28 protein-coding genes are annotated in these 26,259 nt (G+C 63.2%); 13 read left to right on the plus strand and 15 right to left on the minus strand.

Going from position 1 to position 26,259, the window contains the following annotated elements; genetic code table 11:
- The first annotated feature begins 26 nt into the window (after positions 1 to 26).
- Both ACYQ47_RS08335 and ACYQ47_RS08340 read left to right on the plus strand, forming a co-directional pair.
- Positions 27 to 944 (plus strand): LysR substrate-binding domain-containing protein, encoded by a 918-nt coding sequence (locus tag ACYQ47_RS08335; protein WP_244829810.1) that lies wholly within the window; start codon positions 27 to 29, stop codon positions 942 to 944.
- Positions 945 to 1,254: 310 nt separating this feature from the next.
- Entirely contained in the window at positions 1,255 to 2,145 is an 891-nt protein-coding gene (locus tag ACYQ47_RS08340) for a LysR substrate-binding domain-containing protein (protein WP_250469092.1), read from the plus strand.
- Positions 2,146 to 2,151: 6 nt separating this feature from the next.
- Here ACYQ47_RS08340 and ACYQ47_RS08345 read toward each other — a convergent pair whose 3' ends face one another.
- From ACYQ47_RS08345 to fae (ACYQ47_RS08360), 4 genes are all read right to left on the minus strand, one after another.
- Positions 2,152 to 3,510, minus strand: a complete 1,359-nt coding sequence (locus ACYQ47_RS08345; protein ID WP_370652263.1) for an MFS transporter — start codon at positions 3,508 to 3,510, stop codon at positions 2,152 to 2,154.
- Positions 3,511 to 3,610: 100 nt separating this feature from the next.
- A complete protein-coding gene (locus ACYQ47_RS08350; RefSeq protein ID WP_459905065.1) occupies positions 3,611 to 5,050 on the minus strand; it encodes an NAD-dependent succinate-semialdehyde dehydrogenase in 1,440 nt (479 codons plus the stop codon).
- On the minus strand, positions 5,047 to 6,084 hold the full coding sequence (locus ACYQ47_RS08355) for an aldo/keto reductase (RefSeq protein WP_459905066.1): 1,038 nt from the start codon (positions 6,082 to 6,084) through the stop codon (positions 5,047 to 5,049). The genes ACYQ47_RS08350 and ACYQ47_RS08355 overlap by 4 nt, the downstream gene beginning before the upstream one ends.
- Before the next feature lie 10 nt (positions 6,085 to 6,094).
- On the minus strand, positions 6,095 to 6,607 hold the full coding sequence (fae, locus tag ACYQ47_RS08360) for a formaldehyde-activating enzyme (protein ID WP_459905068.1): 513 nt from the start codon (positions 6,605 to 6,607) through the stop codon (positions 6,095 to 6,097).
- 221 nt (positions 6,608 to 6,828) lie between these two features.
- On the opposite strand from fae (ACYQ47_RS08360), the gene ACYQ47_RS08365 reads away from it, so the two are divergent.
- Positions 6,829 to 7,611, plus strand: coding sequence for a phosphatase PAP2 family protein (locus tag ACYQ47_RS08365; RefSeq protein ID WP_459905069.1), 783 nt, complete (start codon positions 6,829 to 6,831; stop codon positions 7,609 to 7,611).
- Positions 7,612 to 7,638: 27 nt separating this feature from the next.
- Here ACYQ47_RS08365 and ACYQ47_RS08370 read toward each other — a convergent pair whose 3' ends face one another.
- The 7 genes from ACYQ47_RS08370 to ACYQ47_RS08400 form a co-directional block, all read right to left on the minus strand.
- Positions 7,639 to 7,980 (minus strand): zinc ribbon domain-containing protein YjdM, encoded by a 342-nt coding sequence (locus ACYQ47_RS08370; RefSeq protein ID WP_244829803.1) that lies wholly within the window; start codon positions 7,978 to 7,980, stop codon positions 7,639 to 7,641.
- Between the two features lie 111 nt (positions 7,981 to 8,091).
- The gene (locus ACYQ47_RS08375; RefSeq protein ID WP_459905070.1) at positions 8,092 to 8,736 is read right to left on the minus strand and encodes an HAD-IB family hydrolase; all 645 of its coding nucleotides are present in this window, start codon (positions 8,734 to 8,736) and stop codon (positions 8,092 to 8,094) included.
- 28 nt (positions 8,737 to 8,764) lie between these two features.
- Positions 8,765 to 9,634, minus strand: coding sequence for a hypothetical protein (locus ACYQ47_RS08380; RefSeq protein ID WP_459905071.1), 870 nt, complete (start codon positions 9,632 to 9,634; stop codon positions 8,765 to 8,767).
- 45 nt (positions 9,635 to 9,679) lie between these two features.
- The gene (locus tag ACYQ47_RS08385; protein ID WP_459905482.1) at positions 9,680 to 10,345 is read right to left on the minus strand and encodes a TerD family protein; all 666 of its coding nucleotides are present in this window, start codon (positions 10,343 to 10,345) and stop codon (positions 9,680 to 9,682) included.
- 68 nt (positions 10,346 to 10,413) lie between these two features.
- Entirely contained in the window at positions 10,414 to 11,439 is a 1,026-nt protein-coding gene (locus ACYQ47_RS08390; protein WP_250494427.1) for a DUF475 domain-containing protein, read from the minus strand.
- Positions 11,440 to 11,476: 37 nt separating this feature from the next.
- Complete coding sequence (locus tag ACYQ47_RS08395; RefSeq protein ID WP_459905072.1) at positions 11,477 to 12,238, minus strand: VWA domain-containing protein; 762 nt, start codon at positions 12,236 to 12,238, stop codon at positions 11,477 to 11,479.
- 14 nt (positions 12,239 to 12,252) lie between these two features.
- Positions 12,253 to 13,344: a toxic anion resistance protein gene (locus ACYQ47_RS08400; RefSeq protein WP_244829791.1), complete on the minus strand. Its 1,092-nt coding sequence runs from the start codon at positions 13,342 to 13,344 to the stop codon at positions 12,253 to 12,255.
- 278 nt (positions 13,345 to 13,622) lie between these two features.
- Here ACYQ47_RS08400 and ACYQ47_RS08405 point away from each other — a divergent pair, with 278 nt between their 5' ends.
- The 7 genes from ACYQ47_RS08405 to ACYQ47_RS08435 are packed head-to-tail and all read left to right on the plus strand — an operon-like array spanning position 13,623 to position 21,210.
- Complete coding sequence (locus tag ACYQ47_RS08405; protein WP_309958238.1) at positions 13,623 to 14,936, plus strand: MFS transporter; 1,314 nt, start codon at positions 13,623 to 13,625, stop codon at positions 14,934 to 14,936.
- Between the two features lie 10 nt (positions 14,937 to 14,946).
- Complete coding sequence (locus ACYQ47_RS08410; protein ID WP_459905073.1) at positions 14,947 to 16,014, plus strand: proline racemase family protein; 1,068 nt, start codon at positions 14,947 to 14,949, stop codon at positions 16,012 to 16,014.
- A complete protein-coding gene (locus ACYQ47_RS08415) occupies positions 16,011 to 17,264 on the plus strand; it encodes an NAD(P)/FAD-dependent oxidoreductase (protein ID WP_250469107.1) in 1,254 nt (417 codons plus the stop codon). The genes ACYQ47_RS08410 and ACYQ47_RS08415 overlap by 4 nt, the downstream gene beginning before the upstream one ends.
- 21 nt (positions 17,265 to 17,285) lie before the next feature.
- The gene (locus tag ACYQ47_RS08420) at positions 17,286 to 18,188 is read left to right on the plus strand and encodes a dihydrodipicolinate synthase family protein (RefSeq protein WP_309846737.1); all 903 of its coding nucleotides are present in this window, start codon (positions 17,286 to 17,288) and stop codon (positions 18,186 to 18,188) included.
- Positions 18,189 to 18,201: 13 nt separating this feature from the next.
- A complete protein-coding gene (locus ACYQ47_RS08425; RefSeq protein WP_459905074.1) occupies positions 18,202 to 19,200 on the plus strand; it encodes a 4-hydroxyproline epimerase in 999 nt (332 codons plus the stop codon).
- A gap of 16 nt (positions 19,201 to 19,216) precedes the next feature.
- A complete protein-coding gene (locus ACYQ47_RS08430; protein ID WP_459905075.1) occupies positions 19,217 to 20,452 on the plus strand; it encodes a metal-dependent hydrolase family protein in 1,236 nt (411 codons plus the stop codon).
- A gap of 59 nt (positions 20,453 to 20,511) precedes the next feature.
- Positions 20,512 to 21,210, plus strand: coding sequence for a GntR family transcriptional regulator (locus ACYQ47_RS08435; protein WP_244831019.1), 699 nt, complete (start codon positions 20,512 to 20,514; stop codon positions 21,208 to 21,210).
- On the opposite strand, the gene ACYQ47_RS08440 is transcribed toward ACYQ47_RS08435, so the two are convergent.
- The gene (locus ACYQ47_RS08440) at positions 21,197 to 21,649 is read right to left on the minus strand and encodes an aconitase X swivel domain-containing protein (protein WP_459905076.1); all 453 of its coding nucleotides are present in this window, start codon (positions 21,647 to 21,649) and stop codon (positions 21,197 to 21,199) included. The two genes, ACYQ47_RS08435 and ACYQ47_RS08440, sit on opposite strands and share 14 nt — an antisense overlap.
- Entirely contained in the window at positions 21,636 to 22,889 is a 1,254-nt protein-coding gene (locus ACYQ47_RS08445) for an aconitase X (protein ID WP_459905078.1), read from the minus strand. Before ACYQ47_RS08445 ends, ACYQ47_RS08440 begins: the two co-directional genes overlap by 14 nt.
- A gap of 251 nt (positions 22,890 to 23,140) precedes the next feature.
- On the opposite strand from ACYQ47_RS08445, the gene ACYQ47_RS08450 reads away from it, so the two are divergent.
- The 3 genes from ACYQ47_RS08450 (at position 23,141) to fae (ACYQ47_RS08460) (ending at position 25,376) form a co-directional block, all read left to right on the plus strand.
- Positions 23,141 to 24,256 (plus strand): porin, encoded by a 1,116-nt coding sequence (locus ACYQ47_RS08450; RefSeq protein ID WP_250469118.1) that lies wholly within the window; start codon positions 23,141 to 23,143, stop codon positions 24,254 to 24,256.
- Between the two features lie 31 nt (positions 24,257 to 24,287).
- Positions 24,288 to 24,668 (plus strand): BON domain-containing protein, encoded by a 381-nt coding sequence (locus ACYQ47_RS08455; RefSeq protein WP_459905079.1) that lies wholly within the window; start codon positions 24,288 to 24,290, stop codon positions 24,666 to 24,668.
- A gap of 174 nt (positions 24,669 to 24,842) precedes the next feature.
- Positions 24,843 to 25,376, plus strand: a complete 534-nt coding sequence (gene fae, locus ACYQ47_RS08460; RefSeq protein WP_244829773.1) for a formaldehyde-activating enzyme — start codon at positions 24,843 to 24,845, stop codon at positions 25,374 to 25,376.
- A gap of 4 nt (positions 25,377 to 25,380) precedes the next feature.
- On the opposite strand, the gene ACYQ47_RS08465 is transcribed toward fae (ACYQ47_RS08460), so the two are convergent.
- The gene (locus ACYQ47_RS08465) at positions 25,381 to 25,890 is read right to left on the minus strand and encodes an HVO_A0114 family putative DNA-binding protein (RefSeq protein WP_459905080.1); all 510 of its coding nucleotides are present in this window, start codon (positions 25,888 to 25,890) and stop codon (positions 25,381 to 25,383) included.
- Positions 25,887 to 26,189, minus strand: coding sequence for a toxin-antitoxin system TumE family protein (locus ACYQ47_RS08470; RefSeq protein WP_250469124.1), 303 nt, complete (start codon positions 26,187 to 26,189; stop codon positions 25,887 to 25,889). Before ACYQ47_RS08470 ends, ACYQ47_RS08465 begins: the two co-directional genes overlap by 4 nt.
- Between the last annotated feature and the right edge of the window lie 70 nt (positions 26,190 to 26,259).

Genomic DNA, 26,259 nt, shown 5'->3' on the forward strand with positions numbered 1-26,259 from the left:
GACAGGAGACAGTTTTGAAGCGGAAGATGCCCGCCCTGAACGCGCTCAGGGCTTTCGAAGTGGCTGGCCACACCGGCAGTTTCACGCGTGCGGCGGAAGTGCTGCACGTCACGCAAAGCGCGGTGAGCCGTCAGGTTCGCCAACTCGAAACGCAACTCGGCGAAGCCTTGCTGCTGCGCCGTCATCATCATCTGGAGTTGTCGGCCACGGGGCGCCTGCTGCTGCAGGCGCTCAAGATGTCGTTCGATCGCATCGAGCTGACGGTGCGCAGCATTCAGGAGAAGACGCATCTCAAGCGCTTGCGCATCAACGTGCCGCCGACCTTCGCGAGCCGCTGGCTCATGCCGCGCCTGCCATCCCTTCGTGCTGCCGCGCCTGAAGTCGAAGTCACCCTGACCACGCGCCGCACCGACGAGCTCGTCGAATCCGGCGCGCTCGATTGCGCCATTCGCTTCGGCAACGGCGAATGGGCCGGGCTCGACAATCAATTGCTGATGAACGAGCGGCATATTGCCGTGTGCTCGCCCGAATTGCTGGGCGAGCGCGCGACGACCTCGGTGGACCTGAATGCGTTCACCTTGCTGCATGTGCTTGCAAGCAACGATCAGCGCTATCTCACCTGGCAACACTGGCTGAACGCGGCGGGCATCGACGATGTCGATACCCACGACGGCTACGAATTCGACCTGCTCGATCATTCGATCCATGCGGCGGTGGATGGCATTGGCGTCACTATCGCGGATCGTCACATGATCGCGCCGGAGCTTGCGCGCGGCGCGCTCGTGCCGCTACTGGATGTAGAAGTGGACGGGCATCAGTCGTACTGGCTCGTGACGCGCGCGGGACAGGACGATGCGCCGCATGTCGCGATGTTTCGCGAGTGGCTGCGCGGACAGGTCGACGAGCAGCAGCGATGCTTTGCGCGGATGCGGGCGGCAAGATGAGTCACGAGTCGCCGGGCGCCGAGCTCTTGCGTCCGTCCACGGATAACCCCGGCGGGTTGTAAGCCTGCATCGTCAGATGTTGTAGGCGGGCGTGATTGCCGCATCGCCGAGTGTGAACCAGAACAGCGCGATGTTCTTCGGGTGGCGGTCGGCGTTGCGCACGATTCGCGGCCTGAAGGCTACAAAACAGGCTCATGCGGATTTTTGTAGCGTTCAGGCTGCGGCGACCTTGAGGTTTGGGCCGCGAAGGCCGGACGCAACCGCCTGTCGACTCGTTACCGTAGGGAACAAACCAATCTAGCGAGACACCATGCGCCGCCTGCCCTCACTCACCGCGCTACGCTTCTTCGAAGAAAGCGCGCGCCACATGAGCTTCAACAAATCCGCCGCCGCGTTGTGCGTGACGCCAGGCGCGGTCAGCCGCCAGATTCGTCTGCTCGAAGACGCGCTCGGCGCGCGGCTTTTCGACCGCGATCACAAAGGCATACGCCTGACCGCGCAAGGGACGGAGTTGCTCGCGTGCGTCTCCGAGGCGTTCGATTCCATTGAACGCACGACCCGCAAGCTCTCGATTTCTCCGAAGAGCGAACGCAAGCGGCTCACGGTGAGCGCGCCGCCGACGTTCGCATCGCGCTGGCTGTCGCCACGTCTCGGTTCGCTGATGGACGCGGTGCCCGACATCGACCTCTCGGTGCGCACCGACGCCACGGGCGAGTTTCAATGCACGATCCGCTTCGGGCACGAGGCGCGGGCGGATCATCGGTCGGCGTTGCTGTTCATCGAGCGGCATGTGCTCGTCGGCGCGTCGAAGTATGCGGGCCAGGACGTCGTGGCGCTGCTGCAACGCCTGCCCGCGCTGCACGTTCTGCACAACGACGCGCGCCTCACGCTTTGGCCGAACTGGCTCGATGCCGCGAGCCTGTCGCGCGGTTTCGCGGAAAACGGCATCGAGTTCTCGACGCTCGATCAGGCGATTCGCGCCGCGCTAGCCGGAACCGGCCTCGCGGTGGTGGACCGCAACATGATCGCGGACGAGTTGCACGACGGCACGCTTGCGCAACTGTCGCCGGTGGAATCCACGGGGCCTTATGGATACTGGCTGGACATCGGGCCGTCGGCTGCCGCGCAGGATCATGTGCAGGCGTTCGCGGAGTGGCTGCGTGGCGAAGGGGTGACGAACGCGAACGCAGCGCAGCCTTGAAGCAGTTCAGTTGCCACTCGCCTCGTTCAACGTCAGATGCTTCGTTTCCGGCGCCCATGCAATCGAAACCAGCATCCCGATGAACAGCACCGCGGCGAGCGCGAGCATCGTTACCTTGACGCCGACGCCCGCAATGCCCAGTGGCAACAGAAACGTGCCGATAGCCGAGCCAAGGCGGCTGCATGCAATCGCCAGTCCGACGCCGCACGCGCGCGCCTCGGTCGGAAAGCACTCGGGCGGAAACACGCCGACCAGGTTTGAAAACGCGGACATGGTCAGTGTGAAAAGCGCGAACGCCGCGATCATCCAGAGCGACGCCGACGATGGCAGCACCGCAAGCGCCAGCAGCGACACGCACGTCACCGCGAACGAGCCGATCAGGAACGCGCGCCGCGAGAGCTTGATCGTCAGCCAGATGCCGAGCAACGCGCCTATCACAAGCACGCCGTTGAGCAGCAAATCCGCGCCCGAGCCTTCGTTCAGATCGATCGCCTTGAGAATGCTCGGCAGGAACGTGTAGATCGCGAAATATGGGATCACGAGGCACACGAAGAACGCGCAATTGAAGATGGTGCGGCGGATCAGATCCGGCTTGAAGAGCCGCGCGAAGCCGCCGGGCGGAGCGAAGTGTTCGCCGGCGTCGGCGTCGAGCGTTACGTTCGGGCCGAAGTGCTTGCGCACGATACGCCGCGCTTCATCGCCACGACCGCGGCCGAGCAGCCAGCGCGGCGACTCCGGCGTGCCGATACGCAACACGAGTACGAGAAACGCCGGAATGCCGGCCGAGGCGAGCAGCCAGCGCCAGGCGTCCGGCGAGGCATTGGCGTAATGCATGCCGAGCACGTTCGCAATCACGTAGCCGATGGTCCAGATCACGCTGAACGAGCCGAGCAGGGTGCCGCGATGCTTGCGCGGCGAAAACTCCGCGAGAATCGCGTGACCGACCGCGAAGTCGCCGCCCATGCCGAAGCCAATCAACACGCGCAACGCAACCAGCATCGCGGGCGTGGTCGCATAGAACTGCGCGAACGCCGCCGCCGTGATGATGATGAAACTCAGCAGAAAAATCTTCTGCCGCCCGAGCCGGTCGGACAGCCAGCCGAATACGAGGCTGCCGAAGAAGATGCCGATCAGCGCTGACGAGCCGAGCATGCCCATCCAGAACGCATCGAGCGGAATCTGCCGGTTCATCGACGCCAGCGCGTAACCGATGGTGCCAAGCGCATAACCTTCCGTGAAATGCGCGCCGAACGTCAGCCCCGCGATCTTGATATGAAAGCGGTTGAGCGGAACGTCGTCGAGCGTGACGCGGCCGGCGCCAGGCGACGGGGCGAGATGCGCATCGAGCGCATCGGGAATGACGATTCGAGTATCCAAGGGTGTCTCCTCCACTGCATGAATTGCCGCGCGCGTGCTGGTGCGTGCTTGTGGTTATGGCGTGCGCGCGGCGCCGACAGAAGATGATTCAGCGGCCAAGCCCCGCCATCATCATGTATTTGAGTTCGACGTATTCATCGAGCCCGTACTTCGAACCTTCACGGCCGAGCCCCGACTGCTTCACGCCGCCGAACGGCGCGACTTCCGTCGAGATGATTCCCTCGTTGATGCCGACCATGCCGCTTTCCAGCGCCTGAGCGACACGCCACGCGCGGCCCAGATCGCGCGTGTAGAAATAGGCCGACAGGCCGTAGGGCGTGTCGTTCGCAAGCGCGACGACTTCTTCCTCGGTCGCGAAGCGGAAACACGCCGCGACCGGGCCGAAGGTTTCCTCCTCGGCGATCAGCATCGAAGGTATGGCATCGGCGAGCACGGTCGGCTCGTAGAACGTGCCGCCCAATGCATGCGCTTTGCCGCCTGTCAGCACCTTGGCGCCTTTTTGCACGGCATCCGCGACATGGGCCTTCACTTTATCGAGCGCCGCCTCGTTGATGAGCGGACCTTGATCGAACGCGCCTTCGAGACCGTTGCCCGCTCGCAAGGCGTGCACGGCGCGCGTCAGGGCTTGCGTGAAGGCATCGTAGACGCCGTCCTGCACGTAGAAGCGATTCACGCACACGCACGTCTGCCCCGTGTTGCGGAACTTCGATGCCATCGCGCCTTGCACGGCGGCGTCGATATCGGCGTCGTCGAACACGATGAAGGGCGCGTTGCCGCCGAGTTCCAGCGAAAGCTTCTTGAGCGTATCCGCGGATTGCTTCGCGAGCAGTTTGCCGACGCGCGTCGAGCCGGTGAACGAGAGCTTGCGCACGTGCGGCGACGCCGTGAGCGTCTCCCCGATAGCCACCGCATCGCCCGATACGATGTTGAACACGCCGGCCGGAATGCCCGCCTCTTCCGCCAGCACCGCCAGCGCGAAGGCCGATAACGGCGTCTCCTCCGATGGCTTCAGCACCATCGTGCAACCGACCGCAATCGCGGGGCCGGCTTTGCGCGTGATCATCGCGAGCGGGAAGTTCCACGGCGTGATGGCCGCGACCACGCCGACTGGCTCGCGCGTGACGATGATCCGCGAATGCGGCTTCGGGCTCGGGATCACATCGCCGTAGCTGCGCTTCGCTTCTTCCGCGAACCATTCGAGGAAGCTCGCGGCGTAGGCCACTTCGCCGAGCGCTTCGGCAAGCGGTTTGCCTTGCTCGCGCGTGAGCAGGGCGGCGAGCGCGTCGCGGTTGGCGAGCATGAGTTCGCCCCAACGCTTGACGCGGGCGGCGCGTTCCTTCGCCGTGAGCGCGCGCCACGCGGGCAGCGCGTTGCTCGCGGCATCGATTGCAAGCGATGTCTCCGCGCTGCCGCCGCGCGCCACGTTCGCGATGACTTCGCCCGTCGCTGGGTTGCGCACGGCATACGTGCTTGCGCTTTCTCGCCACGCGCCGTCGATGTAATGGCCGGATCGTAAAAGGTCGCTCATGCCGCGCGCTCCATGAGTTCGTCGAATGCGCCGCGCGCCTCACGCGCTTCGCGGGTGATACGCCGTCCCGCCGTGTAATCGTTGATGAGATCGCACGGTGTGTAGTTGCGGTCGAGTTCGTGCATTTCGTCGGCGCTGAGACGCGTGTCGAGCGCGGCGAGCGCGCTGTCGAACTGCGCGGCCGAATCCGCGCCAACCAGCATGCTCGACACACCCGGACGGTTCAGCACCCATGCCTGCGCAATCTGCGCGGATGTCACGCCGCGTCGCGTCGCCACTCGCGCCACGGATGCCGCGACGCTGCGCGAAGCGGCATCGCCATACATTTGCGCGGTGAAGAAGTCGGTCTGATTGCGATTCGAGCCGGCGTCGTTCGTCAGCAGGCCGCGCGCGAGCGGACTGAACACCGACACGCCGACGCCCTGATCGATGCAATACGGAATCATCTCGCGCTCTTCCTCGCGATACGCGGCGTTCAACTGCAATTGCATGTTGATCGGCTTGTGCCAGCCGTGGCGTTCGCACGCCTGCACGATCTTGGCGAACTGCCAGGTGTACATCGTCGAGACGCCGATATAGCGCGCCTTGCCCGCGCGCACGATATCGTCGAGCGCGGCCAGGGTTTCTTCGACGGGCGTGTTCACGTCGAAAAAATGCAGCATGTAAATGTCGACGTAGTCCATGTCGAGACGCTTGAGCGACGCGTCGATGCCGTCCATCACGTGCTTGCGCGAATGGCCGCCCGCGTTCGGCGTGCTCGCCATGTCGTAACCGACCTTCGTGGTGACGACGATATCCTCGCGCCGTACGAGCCGCTTCAGGATTCGGCCGACCACTTCCTCGCCGACGCCGGTCGAATAAAAATCGGCGAGATCGATGAAGTTCACGCCGGCATCGAGCGCATGGCGCACGATCGGCTCGCTTTGCGCTTCATCGAAAATCCAGGGCTTCCATTGCGGCGTGCCCATGTTCATGGTGCCGAGACACAGGCGCGAAACCTTGAGTCCGGACTGGCCGAGACGTACGTATTCCATGGTCGTCTCCTCAGCGCTTCTTCGGCGTGTAGAACGGATTCGAGACATCGCGCGCCGCCTCGAACACGGCATGTCGATACGGCAGGCCTTCCATGGCCGCGACGATTGCGTTCCTGCACGCGCGATAGTTGTTCTCGAAGACGGCGTCGAGATCGTCGGTCTTGGGATTCACCCAGTTCGCCGATACGACCACCCACTCGTTCTCCGCCTCGGGCGGCAGCGTGCCTTGTTCGAGCGCTTCGGCCACGGCTTTCGCTATGCCGGCCTGCGATGCGCCCCAGGTCGCGTTGCCGTGGAAGTCGCCGTCGATCGGCGCCTTGTTCACGTAGAGCGTGAGCGGCTTGGTCGGCACGCCGGGCCGTGCGATCACGACGAAGGGCGCGTGCCCGGCCGATGGCGTCGCGAGCGCGGTGGCGAAGGCCTGACCGGCGGGACCGTCGCGCGGACCGACCAGCACGTTGATATGGGCGAGATTCACGCCCGGTCCCTCGAAGCCTTCGCCGATATACAGATCCTTTCGCATGGACTCCAATCCTTTGCGTTACGTTGAGGATGAACCGATTTTGCGGCGGGCGTCGCGCGATGAGGAATCGACGATTTGTCAGCGTGGGTGTGAGATTCAATCAACTCCGGGAGTACCCGTAGGGCGAATCCGAAGCTCGACTTAGTCCGTCCTAATTTCCATCGGCGGCAGGCATGGTAGAAACGTCTAGCCAAGTCGAATCAAACGGAGGTTGTCGATCGATGGACTATGCAGGCTTAGCAGAAGCTCACGCGTTGTGGGTCATCGCGTTCGTGCTCGTGGCGGCGCCGCTTGGCGCGGCGCTCGCCTGGAGCGCGTTCGTGCGCGTGCTCGACACGCGCGAACCGCCCACGCAGAGGACGCTCGTCGTGTTCGCGGCGCTGGTTCCGCTTGCGTGCGGCGTAATGGTGTTCGCGGCAATCGCCACGCGCGTCGAGCGCGGCGAGGCGTTTTCGAGCGCCGATCAGCTTCTGCTCGATAGCATTCGCAAAGGCGTGCCGCCGCTGACCGCGCAGAGCTTCGCGCGCTTGACGCATCTCGGCGATCCGCTGTTCCTGGCGTTGTTGTGCGCGCTCGTCTGCGTGGCGCTGGCGTGGAAGCGGCACGTCGGACTGGCGCTCTTTCTGATCGCGACGACGAGCCTGGGCGGTCTGCTCAATCGCGTGCTCAAGCTGTCGATGCATCGCGAGCGGCCCATCGGCGCGCTCGTGCCGTTGCCCGAGAGCTATTCGTTTCCGAGCGGCCATTCGTTCGGATCGATGGTCTGCTACGGCATGTGCGCCTATGTGTTGATGCGCGTCGCCTCGCGCGGCGGCGATGCGCTCATCGTCGCTTCGACCTGTCTTCTAGTGCTGCTGATCGGCACGAGCCGCGTGGTGATCGGCGTGCATTTTCTGACGGATGTCGCGGGCGGATTCGCCTCGGGCGGCGCGTGGCTCGCGTTTTGTATCGGCCTGGCGGAGTTGGCGCGCCGCGTGCCGGCTAGCGGCATGCGGACGAGGTAAGGCGCACCTCGTCCACGACGTGCGCGCTCAGATCTTCTTGACGAATTCGGACTTGAGACTCATGGCGCCGAAGCCGTCGATTTTGCAATCGATATCGTGATCGCTATCGACAAGGCGGATGTTCTTGACCTTCGTACCCATCTTGAGTACGCCGGACGAGCCCTTCAGCTTGAGATCCTTGATGATGGTGACGGTGTCGCCGTCTTGCAAAATGTTGCCCGCCGAATCGCGATAAACCTTCGTTTCGGCTTCGGCGGCGGGAGATTCATCGGCCGACCATTCATGCGCGCATTCGGGGCAAATGAAGAGCTTGCCGTCTTCGTAGGTGAATTCGGAATGGCATTGGGGGCACGGGGGCAGGGCGGTCATGCGGGGTCCTTCGATGCGAACAGGTGGTGCGGAAAGCGGAACGAAAAAGCGGAACGAAAAAGCGGGACGAAGTATAGCGGTCGGAGATCGCCTGCCGATTCCCGCGCTGTCTTAATAATGAGTATCGCTCAGGACTGGCAAGGTCGGCAAGGCGCCGCATCCGCGAATCCATGGAACGTCGGCGGCTTCGGCCATCTCCTTGTCGCCCGCGCTGTCGCCATAGGCATACAAGGTCATTGGGCGATATGCGCCCCACCATGCCTTCAGACGCTCGACTTTCTCCGGCCCCCAGCAATTGGCGCCGATGAACCGGCCCGCGTATCCCGATTCCGTCAATTCCAGTTCGGTCGACAGCACCGTGCCGATTCCAATGGTCTGCGCCCAGAGACGAAGATACAGAGAAGGCGACGCGCTCACGATCACCACCTCGTGCCCAAGCGCCTGATGTTGCCGCACGCGTTCGATCATCTCCGGCCGGATCATGGCCGGCAGGAGCGTGGCACAGAAACTTTGGGCAGCGAGTTGTAGCGCATCGCGCGAGACGTGTTTCAGAGCGTATTTCAAATATTCGGCCTTCGCGGTTCCGCGGTCGCATCGGCCTAGTGCCATGCCTGTCAGCGCCGGCGCCGCCCATATGGCCGATGTGGCGAAACGAATCGGCCCGACGGTGTGCAGCACGAAAGCCTTGAGGCTGTCGCCGGTGGTAATGGTGCCGTCGAAATCGAATGCGGCGACGGTGCGGTGTTGCTTGAACATCGAAGGCTCCATGTAAAACGCTCGTTTCTCAACGCTTGGGCTGCGACCGCGCAGCCAGGGCGGCGGGGAGGGTCACGTTCATCAGTTGATCGGCGCGCGAAAGCAGATCGACAACATCGGTTTCGAACGCATCGACTTGCAGGGACAATAGTTCGAGTTGCTGAAATGCCTGACGCACCATCGCGCGGCGATCGAGCAATGCGCGCGCGGCGCTCGCGGTGTCCCAGGGCTCCGGCAAATCGGCGACGGCGCTCAAGGCGGCAAGACCGATAGCCAGACCGTCGTGCGCTTCCGCGATGTGTTGCCGCGACGACACCACGCGCGCCGGAAACGAGTGCAACGAAGTCTTGAGCGTGGTCAGGAGGCCGCGAAAATCCAGTTCCGGCGTTCCCGTGCCCAGGTATCGGCCTGTCAGGCGGTCGATCAGACCGGGTTTATGTGCAGCACGCTCGAGCAGGTCGCGCATCAGGCCGGCGCCATCCAGTTCAGCGAAGTCGCGCATCATGCGGGTGAACGTTTCGACAGCCTCGCCGCATGCATGCAACGGCGCTTCGGCCATGACGACGATGTGTTCGAGCCGTGGCGGTACGAGCCGGCGAATCGCGCGTTCGATGCGTGCCTGCTGTCGAGGATACAGGCCGGGAAACTGTTGGCGCGCGCACTCGAAACACTGGTTCAGCAACGGATGGCCAGCGTCCCCGAAGAGCGCCTTTCCCGGCTCGCCCAAGCTTTGCGGTGCGCTCGCGGCGCGCTCCTCGCGCGACACAAAAAGCGGGCGCACGGATGGCTCACGGACGACGTTGCTACGCGCATTGGAACTGCGGTCGGCTCGGGAATCGTTGGCTTGCAACCTGCCCGGTGTGTCCGGGAAGCTCAGCGGTCCGGGTTCACTGGACATTCGCATACTCTTGCCGGTTACGCCACGCCATGACAGATCTCCGTTTCAGGCGCGGTCGACGCGGCCGCCATAAGCGGCGACGAAATCCGCGAGCCCACGGTTGTAGCCCATGCCGACGGCCTTGAACATGAACTGTCCGTCGCGACGATAGAAGCTTCCCACCTGCACGGCGGTTTCCAGCGAGAAATCTTCTTCGAGCGGATAACGGGCGAGCACCTTGCCGGTATCTTCCTCGGAGATTTCGATGTAGCTGTTGCGAACCTGTCCGAAGTTCTGCTTGCGCTCCGCTGCGCGATCGATCGTCACGACGACCGAAATTTCGTCCACCGCAGCCTCGAGTTTCTTGCTGTCGATGAAGATGACTTCGTCGTCGCCACCGCCGCTACCGGTTTGATTGTCGCCGCTGTGCACGACGCCGAGACACTCGGACGACGACATGCCCTTTCGTGGCCATTCGTCGCCGGGCTGGAAAAACGTGGTTTCGCGGTCGAGCGTGCGAATTTCCGTGTTGTAGAAGATGAGGTGCTTCTGCGACAAGAGCTTCGGATTGCTCTGTTCGTCGTATTTGCACAGGAACACGGAGACGTCGAGGTCGAAGTTGTCGCCGGTATCGGTGGCATTGGCGTCCCACCCCAGGCCGATGCGGAACTTGCTTGCGTGCGGCGCTTCTTTCGACAGATTGATCCGGCCGCCTTTGGACAGATTGATCATTGACATGGATTACTTGCTCTCGTTTGAAGGTTTTGGATCGCGCCGCGATTCCGGGCGGCGCGTCTGGATCAGGAAGCAGGGTTGTCGGAAGTCGCGTCGCGCGTGACTTCGCGACGTTGCACGATGATCGAACTGACGACCGCAACGCCGATCGTGCATGCGCCGATTAGCCCCGTGACTACTTCCGGAACGTCGACGTTGACGCACAGCATGATTGCCGCAAGCGCGCCGATCGCCCAGAACGCGCCGTGTTCCAGAAAGCGATATTGCGCAAGCGTTCCTTTCTTGAGCAGGATCAGCGTCATCTGACGGATATAAGCCGCGCCCACGCCGAGTCCGAGCGCAATCAGGAAGATGTTGTTGGTCAGGGCGAATGCGCCGATCACGCCGTCGAAGCTGAACGACGAATCGAGTACTTCGAGGTACATGAAACCCGCGACGCCTTCGCGCACGATCCGTTCGCCGGTCGCATCGCCGCTGACCAGATCGCCGACGCCATGCGCGACGATGAAGGCGATGACGCCGCCGCCGCCCGCCAGCAGAAACGATGCGCGCTCGCCGTCCGGCAACTGGGTGGAAACGAGCGCGATGATGCCGAGCGTCAGCGCCACTTCAATCGCAGAGAGGCGGCCCAGTCGCGCGAAGGGCTTCTCGATGACCTCGATCCAATGTTCTTCCTTGTCGGCGTTGAACATGAAGCCGAAGAACACCATCAAGAGAAACGCGCCGCCGAATGCCGAGACTTCGTGATGCGCCGAAGTCAGAATGGCGGCGTACTGATCCGGCGCTTCGAGCGCGAGCCTGGCGGCCTGCCACAAGCCAATGCCGCCCGCCACCGCGACGATCAGCAGCGGAAACAGCAGCCGCATGCCGATCACGGCGACCGGCAGGCCGAACGTCATGAAACGGTCGCGCCACTTGTCCGACCAGTTGCGCAGGACGGCCGCGTTGGCCACGGCGTTATCGAGTGAGAGGGAGACTTCGAGCACGCACAGCACGGCCACGAGGATCATGTCCTTCACGCCGCCGATCAGGAATGCGAGCACGAGCGCGATGAACGTCAACGCGAACGGGATTTTGAATTGCTTGATCATGTATTGCTCAAGAGAAAAAATGGCCGGAATGGATCGCTTACTTGCCGCGCACCCAGTCACAAAATTCCTCGGTAATGAGTTGCTCGTAGATCGCCTGATCGGAGATGTCGAGCGATTCGAGATGCAGGAAGCCTGCATTCGGCAATTGCTCGGCGACTTCTTCGAGGAAGGCGAATTCGTCGGGATTACCCACGCCGATGAGCGACCAGTAGATCGGGAACTTCTGCGTCTCGCGCAGCAGCTTCCAGACGCGCGCGCGGTCGAAAGCAGGGTTCTGTCCATCCGTCACGAACAGGACCCACACGGGCATGTTGTTGGCGGGTGCGGCATTCGCGACGGTGACGTCGTTCTGCGGCGCGCCGAATAGCCGGCGGAAAAAGCCAGGCCTGTCGTTCGCATCGGGCGCTGCCGCCGCGAAGAAGAAATTGACGATATCCGTCATCACAGGCGCGTATTCCGTCGCGCCCCACTTGCGCACCGACGCATTCTTCATCACCTCTTCGGTGATATAGGCGCCATAGTTTTCGGGCGTCGCCGTGGGCAGGCGGTCGAAGGTGTCAGTGAAGGTCCAGGTATCGATTTCGCCGTTGTCATCGAACTTCATGGCGATGCCAAGCATGCGGTCATGCGTTTCCTGGATGATCCCGGATTCGTACAGACCCTTCGCTGAACCCGAGATGTCCAGCGCCGCCGCTACTCGCACGACGGGCGGACGCGGCAGGCTACGCTTGCTCAGGATGATCGAAACGCTGTCGGCGCGCGCAGCGAGGGCCGGCTTATTGAGATTGATGATGGACATGCGAGATTTTTCTTTTAGTGGTTACGGTCGTTGAACCGGGCGATGAGATCCTGCTCGAGCTTGCGCAGCCGCGGTTCGTCGGCTTTGCGTTTGCGTTGGCCTTCGTCGATGATCTTTGCCATTTCGTCGAGCGCGGCGAACAACTTCTGCTGCGTGTATTCGAAGGTTTCGGTCGCGATGACGGGACGCTCCGCCAGTCTCGTCACCGCGCCGGCGTTGGCATGCAGTTGGTCGGCCTGCGCGCGTAGCGCCATGTCGGCGGCATCGAACGTGGCGTTCGCGAGGTCGGCCGCCTTCTTCGAACTCAGTTGCTTGATGTAAAGCGAGAACGCGTTGGTCCACGCGGGAATCAACACGGTTTTCGCCGTGCCGAACTTGGAGATGAGCGTTCGCTTGTGATCCTGCTCCATGCGGATCTGCGGCGCGAGTTGTTCGGCCATCAGCATGGCGCGGCTCAAGTCGTCGATTTTTTGCGCCAGTGCGTTTGCGCGGCGACGCGTGTCCATCATGCGTTGCGCGGCGAACGCGTCGCCGGCTTGAGGCTCTTGCGCAAGCGCCACGCGGTACGACTCGAGCGAAGCCTCGCCATGCGCCTTGGCCGCTTCGAACTGGCGGAACGTTTCGTAGTTGTCCGCGTACATCTGATCCAGTTCCGCGATATCGCGGTTCTGCCGGCTCGCCGTGGCCTCCAGTTCGACGACGAGCGTACCGATGCGCTTCTCCACTGAATCGAACTGGGCGAGCAACTGTTCCCGGGTCGATCTGAACATCGACACTAGTTTCCCGGCCAGGCCGCGTTTTTGGATGGAAGCAGGGTCGAGGCCCTTGGCGGTCACGATCAGGTTGTTGAGCAACTCGCCAAAGTGGTCGGCGTCGGAGGCACGCGCCTCGGACAGAAGACGCTGCGAAAGGCTGGCGACGCGCTCGCCAGCCGTGGCGCCAAGCTGGTCGATCTGATCGTCCGTGAGTAGTTCGGCCGAGGCTTCGCGAACCGTTTTGGCCGCGTCACGCAGGACCGGCGCCGATGACGGCGATGCATCGCCGCGCGTGTCGTCTGTCGCGAGGTGAAAAGGCTTCGCGTTGCCATCCCCAAAAATGGGTTTCATTTTTCTCTATCTCGTTATTCTAAGTAATGCCAAGCTATGGTTTGTCGATGAACGCCCCCGGCAACCCCGGGCATTGGACGCGCGAAGTAAAGGTTCCGCAAGCCGCAGCAACACTTTGAATCAGATATGCCTGCGGAATGGGCGAGCGCGCTGGCGTTAAAGGATCGATCGTTCTTTTATATTGGATCCAAAATCCTTGATTCATAAAACTTTCTGGTTCAGAATGCCCCTCAGCCGCATCCCGTTTCGCCTTCGAACCGACCGCCCCGGGAGCCACCATGACCGACCAAGCGCAGACCGTCGCCGGCGCATACGCCACCAGCGACACCGCCCGAGCACCATCTAGAACGCAAACCAGTCGCGCCGTCACCGCCGCTGTCGTCGGCAACGTGCTCGAATGGTTCGACTTCGGGACGTACGCGTTTCTCGCCACCGTCATCGCCAAGGTCATGTTTCCGGCCGGCGACGAGTTCGCCGCCATGCTCGGCACGTTCGGCGCGTTTGGTCTCGGCTTCGCGGCGCGTCCGCTCGGCGCGATCATCTTCGGATGGCTCGGCGACAAAAAAGGCCGCAAGTGGACGCTCACCTTCGTCATGCCGCTCATGGCCGCCGCCACGCTCTTCATGGCGCTGATCCCTTCGTATGCGTCGATCGGCATCTATGCGCCGATCCTGCTCATCGCCGCGCGCATGCTGCAAGGCCTTTCGGTCGGCGGCGAGCTTGGTAACGCGGTCGCGTTTCTGGTCGAATGGGCGCCGCAAAACCGCCGCGGCTTCTACGGCAGCTTCCAGCAATGCAGCACGCTAGGCGGCACGCTGCTCGGCTCCGGCGCGGCCGCGTTGATGACCTCGACGCTGTCCTCGCAAGCCATGCTCGACTGGGGCTGGCGCGTGCCGTTCATCATCGGCGCGGTGGTGATCGGGCCGATCGGCTGGATCATCCGCAAACGCAGCGAAGAGACGCCCGCTTTCGCGCAGGCAAGCGATGTCGCGCCGCCGCCGCATCGCGCGCCCGCGCTGCTCGGCTTGCAAGCTTGCGGGCTCGTGATCGTTTGGACGGTCTCGCTCTACACGTTGCTCAACTATTTGCCGTCGTTCACGCAGAAGTACGCGGGCATGAGTTCGTCGGCGGCGCTCTGGCTCAATACGGCGGGGCTCTTCGCGATGACGGCATCCATTCCGTTTTGGGGCGCGTTGTCGGACCGCGTCGGACGCAAACCGATCTACGCTATCGGCTGCGTCGCGTTCCTGATCCTGCCTTATCCGATTTTTCACTTGATGCTCGAATACAAGTCCGCGCTGGTCGTCGGTCTCGTGCAGGTGCTGGGCGGCGTGTTGATCGGCATCTTCTCGGGCGTCGGCCCCGCCGTGCTCTCCGAACTCTTTCCGACGAAGATCCGCACGACATGGATGTCGATCGGCTACGGCATCGCCAATGCGGTGTTCGGCGGCTTCGCGCCGGTCATTTCGATCTCGCTCATCAAAGCCACCGGTTCGCCTGTCTCGCCTGCGTACTTCGTGATGCTCGCGGCGCTGCTCTCGACGATCACGGTCGCGACGATCCGGGAAACGGCGCATCAACCGTTGCAATGAGGACTTTCGCATGCGCTGGAGCAGAACTCTCACGGTAGTCAATTGCCACGCCGAAGGCGAAGTGGGCAACGTGGTGACGGGCGGCGTCTTCGACGTGCCCGGCGCCACCATGTTCGACAAGATGATGCATCTCGAAGAAGTGCGCGACGACCTGCGCCGCATCTGCATTTTCGAGCCGCGCGGTTCGGCCAACCAGAGCGTGAACTTTCTATTGCCGCCGACCGATCCGCGCGCGCAGATGGGCTACGTGATCGCGGAATCGACCGAATATCCGGCGATGTCCGGTTCCAACACGATCTGCGTGGCCACCGTGCTGCTCGAAACCGGCATCCTGCCGATGACCGAGCCCGTCACCGAACTCGTGCTCGAAGCGCCCGCCGGTCTCATTCACGTGCGCTGCCGCTGCGAAAACGGCAAGGTGACGCAAGTCGAGTTCACCAATCAACCGGCCTTCGCGAACCATCTGGACAAGACGATCGAGGTCGAAGGCGTCGGCACGCTGACAGTCGATGTCGGCTACGGCGGCATGACCTATGTCATCGTCGATGCGCAAAAGCTCGGCTTTGCCATCACGCCCGACGAAGCGCGCCAACTATGCGAGCTCGGGCAAACGATCAAGGCCGCCGCGGCCGAGCAATTGCCATCGCCGCATCCGCTGAACCCGAACATCAAGGGCATCACGCAGACCGAATTCGTCATGCCCTTGCGGCGCGAAAACGGCGTCCTGACCTCGCGCAATACCGTGATCGTCTCTCCCGGACGCTGCGACCGCTCGCCATGCGGCACCGGCACATCGGCGCGGCTCGCGGTGATGCACGCGAAAGGGCTGATCGAAGCGGGCGAGCGCTTCGTGCATGAATCGATCATCGGCTCGCGCTTCGAAAGCCGTATCGATTCGCTGACGCAACTCGGCGATGTGCCCGCAGTCGTGCCCGTGGTCGCGGGACAGGCGTGGATCAGCGCGATCTCGCAAGTGGGCGTCGATCCGACCGACCGCTATCAGAAGGGCTTCACGTTGTCGGACACGTGGCTCGAAGCCGTCGACGACAAGCTCATCAAATCGCGCGCGAAGCCATGAGCCAGCCGCGGCAGGAAATAGCGGATGTAATCGTGGTCGGCGCGGGCGTCGTTGGTTTGTCGTGCGCGTGGGCGCTGCTCTGCGAAGGCGCGAGCGTGACGTTGATCGATCGCGACTTCGAAGGCGACCGCACGTCGCACGGCAACGCGGGCGGTATCGCCGTGTCGGAGAACACGCCGATTGCCGTGCACGGCATGTTCACGCAAGCGGCCAAGTGGCTAATGGACCCGCTCGGGCCCCTCGCGCTCGACTGGAAACACGTGCCAAGCGCGCTGCCGTGGTTCATGGCGTTTCGGCGCGCGGCGGAACCCGCGCGGTTCGACGCCATCTCGCGTGCGCTTTCGCGGCTCAACAATCGCGTATACGAAGACATCTTGCCGATGTTCGACGATATCGGCGCCACCGCGATGCTGTATCGACGCGGCGCGCTTACCGTCTATGAGACCGATGCGGCCTTCGCCGCCGATCAGCCCGAATGGGCGCTCAAGCGCGAACTTGGCGTGCGCTGGCATACGCTGAATCAGGACGAAGTACGCGCCGCCGAGCCAGCGCTTGCGCCGGTGTTCCGGCATGGCGTGTTTCTCGACGACTGGTCGCATATCGGCGATCCGCGCCGGCTCGTGACCTTGCTGCGCGAACGCGTGATGGCGTTGGGGGCGCGCTTCGTGACCGGCGTCGCGCGTGCGCTCGAACCCGCCGACGGCGTTCTGCTCGACGACGGCTCCCGCGTCTTCGGCCGCCGCATCGTCGTGGCGGCGGGCGCGTGGTCGGCGACGCTTGCGAAGTCTGTCGGCGACCGCGTGTTGCTCGACAGCGAACGTGGCTATAACGCGACGCTGCCCAGGCACGGCATTGCGTTGTCGCGCGAAGTGATCTTCGCGGAACGCAAGTTCGTCGCGACGCCGCTGGATATCGGTTTGCGCATCGGCGGGGCGGCGGAATTCGCGGGGCTCGCCGCGCCGCCGAACTATCGGCGCAGCGAGGCGTTGCTCGCGCTCGGCCGGCGCTTTCTGCCCGACATCGACGAAACGGACGCGGTCAACTGGATGGGGCATCGCCCGTCCACGCCGGATTCGCTGCCGGTAATCGGCGTCTCGCCACGCGCGCCGTCCGTGGTCTATGCGTTCGGACACGGCCATCTCGGCCTGACGCAATCGGCGACCACGGCCGCGCTCGTCGCCGATGTGCTCGGCGAGCGCATGCCGCGCGTGCCCCTCGAACCTTATTCCATCGCACGTTTTCAGCACTGACTAAACGACAGGAGAGAAGAGATGCAAGTCAACTGGCAAGGCGTTTTCCCCGCGGTCACGACCAAACTCACCGCTACCGGCGCGCTCGATCAGGACGCCATCGTGAGCGGGCTGAATCGTCTGCTCGACAACGGCGTGGGCGGCGTCGTGATGATGGGCATGGTCGGCGAGAACGCGCAACTCACGCCCGAGGAAAAGCGCACGGTGCTCAAGCTCGCGGTCGAAACGGTGAACGGCCGCGTGCCCGTGATCTCCGGTCTCGCCGAACTGAACACGGCCAACGCCATGCAGTTCGCGAGGGATGCGGAAGCCATCGGCGTGCAAGGGCTGATGGTGTTTCCGGGCCTCACTTATCGCTCGGACGATAGAGAAACCGTCGAATACTATCGGTCGATTGCGCGCTCGACGAAGCTCGGCCTCATGATCTACAACAATCCGCGCGGTTATGGCGTGGACATGCGGCCCGACTTGCTCGAACAACTGAAGGACGAAGCCAACGTCGTCGCGATCAAGGAAGAAACCTACGATACGACTCGCGTCACCGATCTCTATGCGCGCTTCGGCGACCGCTTCACCGTGTTCTGCGGCGTGGACGATCTCGTGCTGGAATCGGTCGCGCTCGGCGTCAAGGGCTGGGTATCGGGCATGGCCAACGCGGTGCCGCGCGAATCCGTCGAACTGCTCAAGCTCGCCGTGAATGGCGAATACGACAAGGCGCGTGCGCTGTATCGGGCATTGATCGACCTGTTTCATCTGGACACGCACGTGAAACTCGTGCAATACATCAAGCTCGCCGAAAACATCACGGCGGGTTATCCGGAATACGTGAAGGCGCCGCGTCTCGTGCTCGAAGGCGAGGAGCGGCAGCGCACGATCGCGATCGTCGAGAAGGCGCTCGCCAACGTGCGTGCGCTCGCTCAATGAACGGAGCACTAATGTGAAGTCCACGTTCTTCTGTATCGACGGTCATACGTGCGGCAACCCCGTGCGCGTCGTCGCGGGCGGCGCGCCGCCGCTTGCCGGCGCGAACATGATCGAGCGGCGCGCGCATTTTCTGCGCGAGTTCGACTGGATTCGCACCGCGCTCATGTTCGAGCCGCGCGGCCACGAAGTCATGTCCGGCAGCATTCTCTATCCGCCGACGCGCGACGACTGCGATCTCGCGATTCTCTTCATCGAAGTCAGCGGCTGTCTGCCGATGTGCGGACACGGCACCATCGGCACGGTGACGACGGCGATCGAAAACGGTCTTGTGCGGCCGCGCGAGCCGGGCGTCTTGCGGCTCGATACGCCAGCGGGCGTGGTCATCGCGCGTTATCGGGTCAACGGCGAACACGTGGATTCGGTGCAACTCGTCAACGTGCCTTCGTATCTGCATTCGCAGGACCTCTCCGTCGAAGTGGAAGGCTTAGGCGAGATTCGTTTCGATGTCGCTTATGGCGGCAATTTTTATGCGATCGTCGAGCCGCAGCGCAATTTCGAAGGTCTGCACGCGCTCAAGCCATCGGACATTCAGCGCCTGAGCCCGCTGCTGCGGCAGAAGGCCAACGAGAAGTACAGCTTCGTGCACCCGGAAAGCGAGCAGATTCGCGGCCTCAGCCACGTCATGTGGACCGGTGCGCCGACAGTCGAAGGCGCGAGCGCGCGCAACGCGGTGTTCTATGGCGACAAGGCCATCGACCGTTCGCCGTGCGGCACCGGAACCTCGGCGCGCATGGCGCAACTCGTCGCGAAAGGGCGCTTGAAGATAGGCGAGCGTTTCGTGCATGAAAGCATCATCGGGACGCTGTTCGAAGGCGTGCCGGTATCGGCCGCGCGAGTCGGCGAGTACGACGCGATCGTGGCGACCATCGAAGGCTGGGCGCGCATCACGGGCCACAACACTCTCTTCGTCGATGACCGCGATCCCCTGGCCCACGGATTCCTGCTGAAGTGAAAAGGAGCATAACGTCATGCTGATTCTGAAGAACGCACGCGTGCTGGACGCCGAGCACGAACGCGACGACGGCCGCTATTCCGTCGTGATCGATGGCCACACCATCCGCGAAGTCACGCGCGAGCCGGTAGAGGCGAGCGGCGCGCTAGTGATCGATGTCGGCGGCAAGACGGTGATGCCCGGCCTGATCGATTGCCATGTGCATGTCATTGCATCGGTCGCGCATCTCGGCAACAACAGCCGTTTGCCGAACACGTTCGCCGTGCTGCGCGCCGTGCCCATTCTCGCGGGCATGTTGAATCGCGGCTTCACCTCCGTGCGCGACGCGGGCGGCGCGGATTACGCGTTGTCGCGTGCAATCGAGGAAGACGTGATCGCGGGGCCGCGCTTGTTCGTCGCGGGCAAGGCGCTGTCGCAAACCGGCGGTCATGGAGACTTCCGCGAGCGCTTCGACAACTCCGACCCGGACCCGTGCGGCTGCAGCCGCAACCTGGGCGCGATCGGCCGCGTGGTCGATGGCGTCGATGCCATGCGCAAGGCCGTGCGCGAAGAGATGCGCGCCGGGGCGCATCACATCAAAATCATGGCGTCGGGTGGCGTGGCGTCGCCGACGGACCCTATCGGCAATCTGCAATTCTCCGTCGATGAAGTGAAGGCCGCCGTCGAGGAAGCCGCGTCGCATCAGACCTACGTGATGGCGCATGCGTACACGCCGAAAGCCATCGCGCGCGTGGTGAAGCTCGGAGTGCGGACCATCGAGCACGGCAATCTCATCGATGAAGAAGCCGCCGATGTCATGGCCGAACACGGCGCGTTCGCGGTGCCGACGCTCGTCGTCTATGACGCGATGAACCGCGTCGGCGCGCAGATCGGCATTTCGGCCTTGTCGCTCGAAAAGAACGAAGCGGTGCGCGTGCAAGGGTTGAAGGCGCTCGAACTGCTGCACGAGCGCGGCGTGAAAATGGGCCTCGGCACGGATCTGTTGGGCGAGATGCACGAGTATCAGAGCGACGAACTGTCGATACGCGCGGATATCGTCGGCTCGTTCGAAGCCATTCGCCAGGCCACTGCCGTGGGCGCGGACATCCTCAACATGCAGGGCAAGCTCGGCGTGATCGCGGCGGGCGCGTATGCGGATTTGCTCGTCGTCGACGGCGATCCGCTCAAGGACATTCGCGTCTTGACGGGGCAAGGCGAGCGCATCTCCGGCGTGATGAAAAACGGCGCGTGGGTGCGCGAGAAGCTGCTCTAGGCCGCGTGCTACGATTCCCGCGCCGAATGTCCGCAGCAGAAACCAAGAAGACCCACGCCATGCCATTGGCCGCGCCGAAATCAAGACCAGCCGCCGCGAGCGACGCCACCCGCAAGATCGTGCGCACGACCACGGTCGAACTCGTCACGACCGCTATCCGGCAGCGTATTCTGAGCGGCGATCTCGCGCCCGGAGAAGCGCTGCGGCAGGAAGCGCTCGCGGATGAGCTCGGCGTGAGCCGCGTCCCGATTCGCGAAGCGATCACGCGTCTGACGGGTGAGGGCCTTTTGACCAACGTGCCGCACAAAGGCGCGTACGTGGCGGAGTTGTCGATCGAGGAAGTGCAGGAGACGTTCGAGATTCGCTTGCGTCTGGAGCCGTGGCTGTTTTCGCAAGCCATTCCGCATATCACCGAAGGCGAAATTGCCCGGGCCGAAAATCTCGTCACAGAGATGGACGGCGCGGAATCCGGCATGTGGGGGCAACTCAACTGGCGCTTTCACGAAACGCTCTACGTGCCTGCGCACCGCGATATCACGCTGCAGATGTTGCGCGTGCTGCACGACCGCAGCGACCGCTATTTCCGGTTTCAGGTGAAGCAGGTGCCGATCCGTCAGCAGTCGCACGACGAGCACATGGCGATGGTCGCCGCATGCCGCAAGCGCGATGCGAAACTCGGCGCGAAGCTGCTCGAACAGCATGTGAAGATCGCGGCGCAGCAGATTGTCGCGGTGGTCGAGGCGATCATGGCGCGGTGACGCGAATGCATGCCTCGCGCGTTGGGTCTTCGTGATCCGGTGCGTCGATCTCGAGCATGAATTCGCCTTTGCCTAGCGTGGCGAGCGCGGTTTCACCGACCATGACGACGGGCACGTTCAGCCCGTACAGCTCGTTGGCCGTGATCGCGCCAATGGACAGAATCAGATCGCGCTCGCCAAGCACGATGCCGCACGGCCCCATGCCATTGCGCAAGGCCTCGGCAAGCACGCTGCTGCTCGAACTCGACCCGCGCGCACGCGGCATGACCAGCACGCGCGCGGCGAGACTTCGGCCGCAACCCGCATGCGTCTTGTCGACGATGACGCCGCGCTCTGCGTCGTAGCCGCCCCAGAAACTGAGCGGCGCAAGGGCTATGGAAAGGCCACGCGCCCGGCCCGGAACGAGCACGGTGGCGCTCAAGGAATCAGTTGGCTTCATCGATACACACCTTTCCTTCGAACGCCGAGCGTACGCATTCGTTCATGCTGCCAAAGGCCACCGTCACGCCGATATTCGCGGGCGCGTAATGCGCCCACTTGCCCGAATTGGTCATGACGAGACCGGTGATCTGCTTCATTACCGGCGTGATGTACGTGCAGGTGTCCACGACGATCCGCACGCCGCGCGCGGCCAGCCGCTCCGCCGTGCCGTCGTCTTCCAGTTGCCAGAGCACGTAGCGGCTCGTATTCACGTAGAAGCCGCAACGCATGGCACCTTTGTAGCGGTCGAAGAGCGACGAGAGCGCGCGGAATTCATCGACGGAAAAATGCGGCGTGCCGAGGCTCACGGCGGCGAGCGGAGCGCCGGGTCGGGCCTGATTCCAGCGGCGGCGGATGGCGGCGAGATCGGCGGCGCTCACGCGGATGGTCCGTTCGGGCCTGCGGCCTTGCAGCGCGGCATCGAGCGTCGGCGCTTCGGGCGTGATGCCGACTGCATGAAAGAGCGCCACCGAACCGCTCGATGCCGCCGCCGCGCCGAGCGCCTTGAGTTCGTCTTCGCTGGTGTCGCCGGGCAAACCGGTGATGGCCGCGACCGTGGCGCCCGCTTCGCCGCCCAGCAGAAAACCGAGTGCGGCGAAGTCGGCGTCGCGATGTGACGACGCGTTCAAGTCCGGCGCCTCGATCACCACCCGCGCCGCGCGATTCTCCGTGACATGCAAGCCCGCATGCGGCACGCGGCCGGTAATGGCCGCCGCGAGATCCAGAAAGTCGCCGTAACGGCTGGTGCGCGCGCCGAGCACGGAATTGGCGAACACAATGGCATTCGATTCCGCCCACGCGATCTGATCGCCGAGCCGCGGCCGATGCTTCAACTGATACGGCGCGCACGTGAAGCTCGCCTCGCAGCCGAGTTCGAGATGCGCGTTCATCAGGCGCTTCGCCGCGTTGGCCGTTGCCGAATCTCCGCGATACAGCTCCGGGTGAATTAGATCGAGCGAGCCGACATTGAGCGTGGTCGGCACCGCGATTTTCGCGCCGCTCGCGACGAAACGTTCCACGAAGTCGAGACTCGCCGCGCCGTGATACAGACAGCCGTCGATATGCGCGCAGGTGACGTCGATGAGCGCGCTGGCGTTCATGACACGCGCCGTAGCAGCGACGATGCGCATGGCAAGCGCGGGGCCGGCGCCGAAAGCGCCCTGCAGCATGGCGGTGTCGCGGGAGTCGAGGGTGAGCATCGGCGGGGCGTTTTGATATCGGTTGCAACAGGATAGCGGAATCGCGCGTCGTGCTCAAATCGCGATGCATCTCGATAATAAGACATGCTGAATAATCGGGGTTATCCCATCCCCCACCCTGCAAGGGGGGTCGCCTTGCCGCGCGCCGCTGCAACACTGGCTGCGAAGGGCGATGACGTGGCTGCAATGGCGGTCATCGCCCGATCGCGATGTTTCGCCGCGAATCGGCAGGATATAACCAGGAGACATGCATGCGCTTCAGCAGCAAAGGGCTATGCGCCGCCATACTCGGGCTGACAGCAGGAAGCGCGGCCGCGCAGTCCAGCGTCACGTTGTATGGCGTGGCGGACACGTTTTTCCAGTTTCTCGCCAATGGCGGGCAGCAGTCGTGGTCGCTCAGAAGCGGCGGCAATAGCGCCTCGCTGCTCGGCTTCAAAGGCAGCGAAGATCTGGGCGGCGGATTGAAGGCGGTATTCACGCTCGAAGGCGGCTTCAACGTCAACAACGGCACGTCGCAGGTGGACTCGTCCGCCATGTTTTATCGACAGGCCTGGGTTGCCCTGACGCACGAAAAGTACGGTTCGCTGCAAGTCGGGCGTCAGTACCAGCCGACCTTCTGGCTGCTCTATCCGTCGGACCCGTTCCGTGCCAACGAAGCGCTCTCGCCGCTCGCCGCCGCCTCGACGACTGTCGATCGCAATACGCTCGCCACGCAAACGGCTGGCGGGCGTTCGAGCAACGCCATCGTCTACAAGACCCAGAACATGGGAGGTGTCGAGCTGCGGGGCATGTACGCGCTCGCGGCGAGTGTCGCGCAGCCGTACCCGCTGACTACCGGCAACATGCTCGACATCGCCGCGAGTTACACGGGGCACGGCCTCTACGCGGGCGTCGCTTATCAGAATCAGCATCCGGGTTCGAAGACCATGCCGGGCCTGCCCGCCACGCTGCCGACGCTCGGCACGGAGCACTTCACGGGCGCGCTTGCCTATCGCGTCGGGCCGGTGAACTTCCAGTTCAACTACGCCTATCACCGCCCGAAGGATACGCCCGCGGGTTCGCTTGCCGCGCGTCTGAATGCCGGGCATCCGTTCAGCACGATGGAAGCAGGCGCGACGATCCAGGCAACGCCCGCCGACACCATCGAGATCGCGGCCATGCAGCGCGTCGCGCGTGGCGTGCACGACAACGCGTGGCTCGTGCAAGCGGGCTTCGATCACAGCATTTCCAAGCGCACGGCGTTCTATGGGCGCGCGGGCTTTCTCAAGAACAACGGCACGTCGACGGCGGGCTGGCCGGGCATCTCGCCGAACGGGCTCAATGCAACGGAAACGCTGGTCGCGGCGGGCATGACGCATCGGTTCTGAGTAAGCGCTGGTTTTCACATGAGAGGTGGTTATGGTTCTGATTCGAATTGGAGTGCGCGCGACGGCAGCGGCGCTCGCATGTGTCGGCATGGCATCGGTGTGTGCGTTCGCGCAGGGCGGCGCCGCGAAATTTGCGTTGCCCGCAAGCGTGACAGTGGCTTCGGCGGTAACGGGCGCGGCGGCGTCATCGTCGAAAGCTGCGGACCGCGCGCTCGTGCGGCGAGTGCTCAATGCGCTCGAGAAAGCGAAAGGCTTGCGCGCGAGCGGCATCACCGTGCGAGCGAATAACGGCGCCGTAGTGCTGGAAGGATGGGTGCCGGAGACGGCGCAGGTCGACCTGGCGACGCATATCGCGGAAGGCGTGCCGGGCGTGAAGTCCGTGCAGAACACGTTGACGTTGTCGACGTTCTGAGCAGGTCGCGCTTGTCGCGAGATGGACAAAGTGTCACGCTGAGCGGTTACTGTTTTGGTACAGCCAGCGCGTGATCGTCGATCGATAAAGCGCCTCGGGCTCCGGATCTGTTCTGGCATCGTCCTTGCATTGGCTGTTCTCCTTAGACCACTTCGAGCCCTGCAAGGAGACACCATGAGTCTGGACCTGACGTTTCGCGCCGGCGAGGCCACCGTTTTTGCCGCCCCCGGACAAGCCACCGATGCAATGCCCGAAATCCTGATCGGCCGCGTGGATGGGCCGGTCGGTCACGCCTTCGCCAACATGATGGCGCAGTCGAAAGGGCATACCGCCATGTTCGCCATCCGCGCGTGCAACCAGTTGGTGCGTCCCGCGACGATCATCGTCCCGAAGGTCACGCTCAAGGACATGGCGAATATCGACCTGTTCGGCGGCGTGGTGCAATCCGCGACGGCGGACGCGGTGGTCGATTGTTTGATCGAAGGCATCTTGCCGAAGGATCAGGCCAACGATCTGTGCATCATCAGCCTCGTGTGGATCGACCCGCGCTGCGCCACCGACGCGAACCTCGACAAGAAAGACATGTATCGCACGAATTACGAAGCGACCAAGCTCGCCATTCAGCGTGCGATGAATAACGAGCCCAGCGTTGAGACGCTCATTGCAAATCGGCACAGCATCAAGCACGACATGGACGACTGGAGTTAGGTGGCTAGCGATTACCCGCCGGTCGTGCGCTTGCGGCGCGCTTGCGTGATACGCGTGGTGCGGGTGATGTGCGTGGCGTACTCGGCGCACGTTGAGGCAAGGCCGCGCGATCTTCGACAACAGGCGCGGCTGCCGACTCGCGCTCGCTCACCAACGGCGATAAGTCGGCCGCCTTCAGTTTGAAATTCACGTGCACGGTGTCGTAGGGAAAGACAATCGCGCCGTTCGCATCGTTTTCCATGAGGCCGGCTTGCAAAAGCGCTTGCACATCGCGATGCACGCCCTTCACATCTCGCTCGAGCCGGCGGGCGAGCTCGCGGATGGACATCGGCCCCGCGCCCGTCATTACGCGAATGATGCGCCAGCGCGGCGTGGTGAAGGTGCGAAAGAGGAGCTCGGGCGTGGCGTAGGAGAAGTTGCGGCCGTGGAGGGGTTTGCCGTTTTTCACTGCCGCGAGAATCTGCTCGGTGACTTCATCGAGCGAGGAGATTCCGATCGTCGCAGTTTTCTTCATCTTGACCTCCATCTATTCCATATATTCACATCCGCTTGAAAGTCGGCAAGCAGTCTTTCGATCGTGGAGAACATGTAGGGCGTTTCGTTACCTACGAAATGGCGATGGTCGCCCTTATCTCGCTCGTTGTCGTAACGCAGCACGCACTGGCCGGAAACCACGTAAGCAAGACGATACTTGTAAAGGTGCCGGCATCCCGGTACAGGATGCGGAAGCCGCCAGATGACCGTTTCGGCAAACCCGCTCGCAGTGATGGCGCTACGGCGATCCTCAATCAAAACCGCTTTGGTGTTGGACATTTTGACAACGCCTAAGTGTGTTGTCAAATGGTCCAACATCGCCGACTTGCTGCCTATTTCCCGAATGGAC

It is taken from the genome of Caballeronia sp. HLA56, from assembly GCF_054655155.1.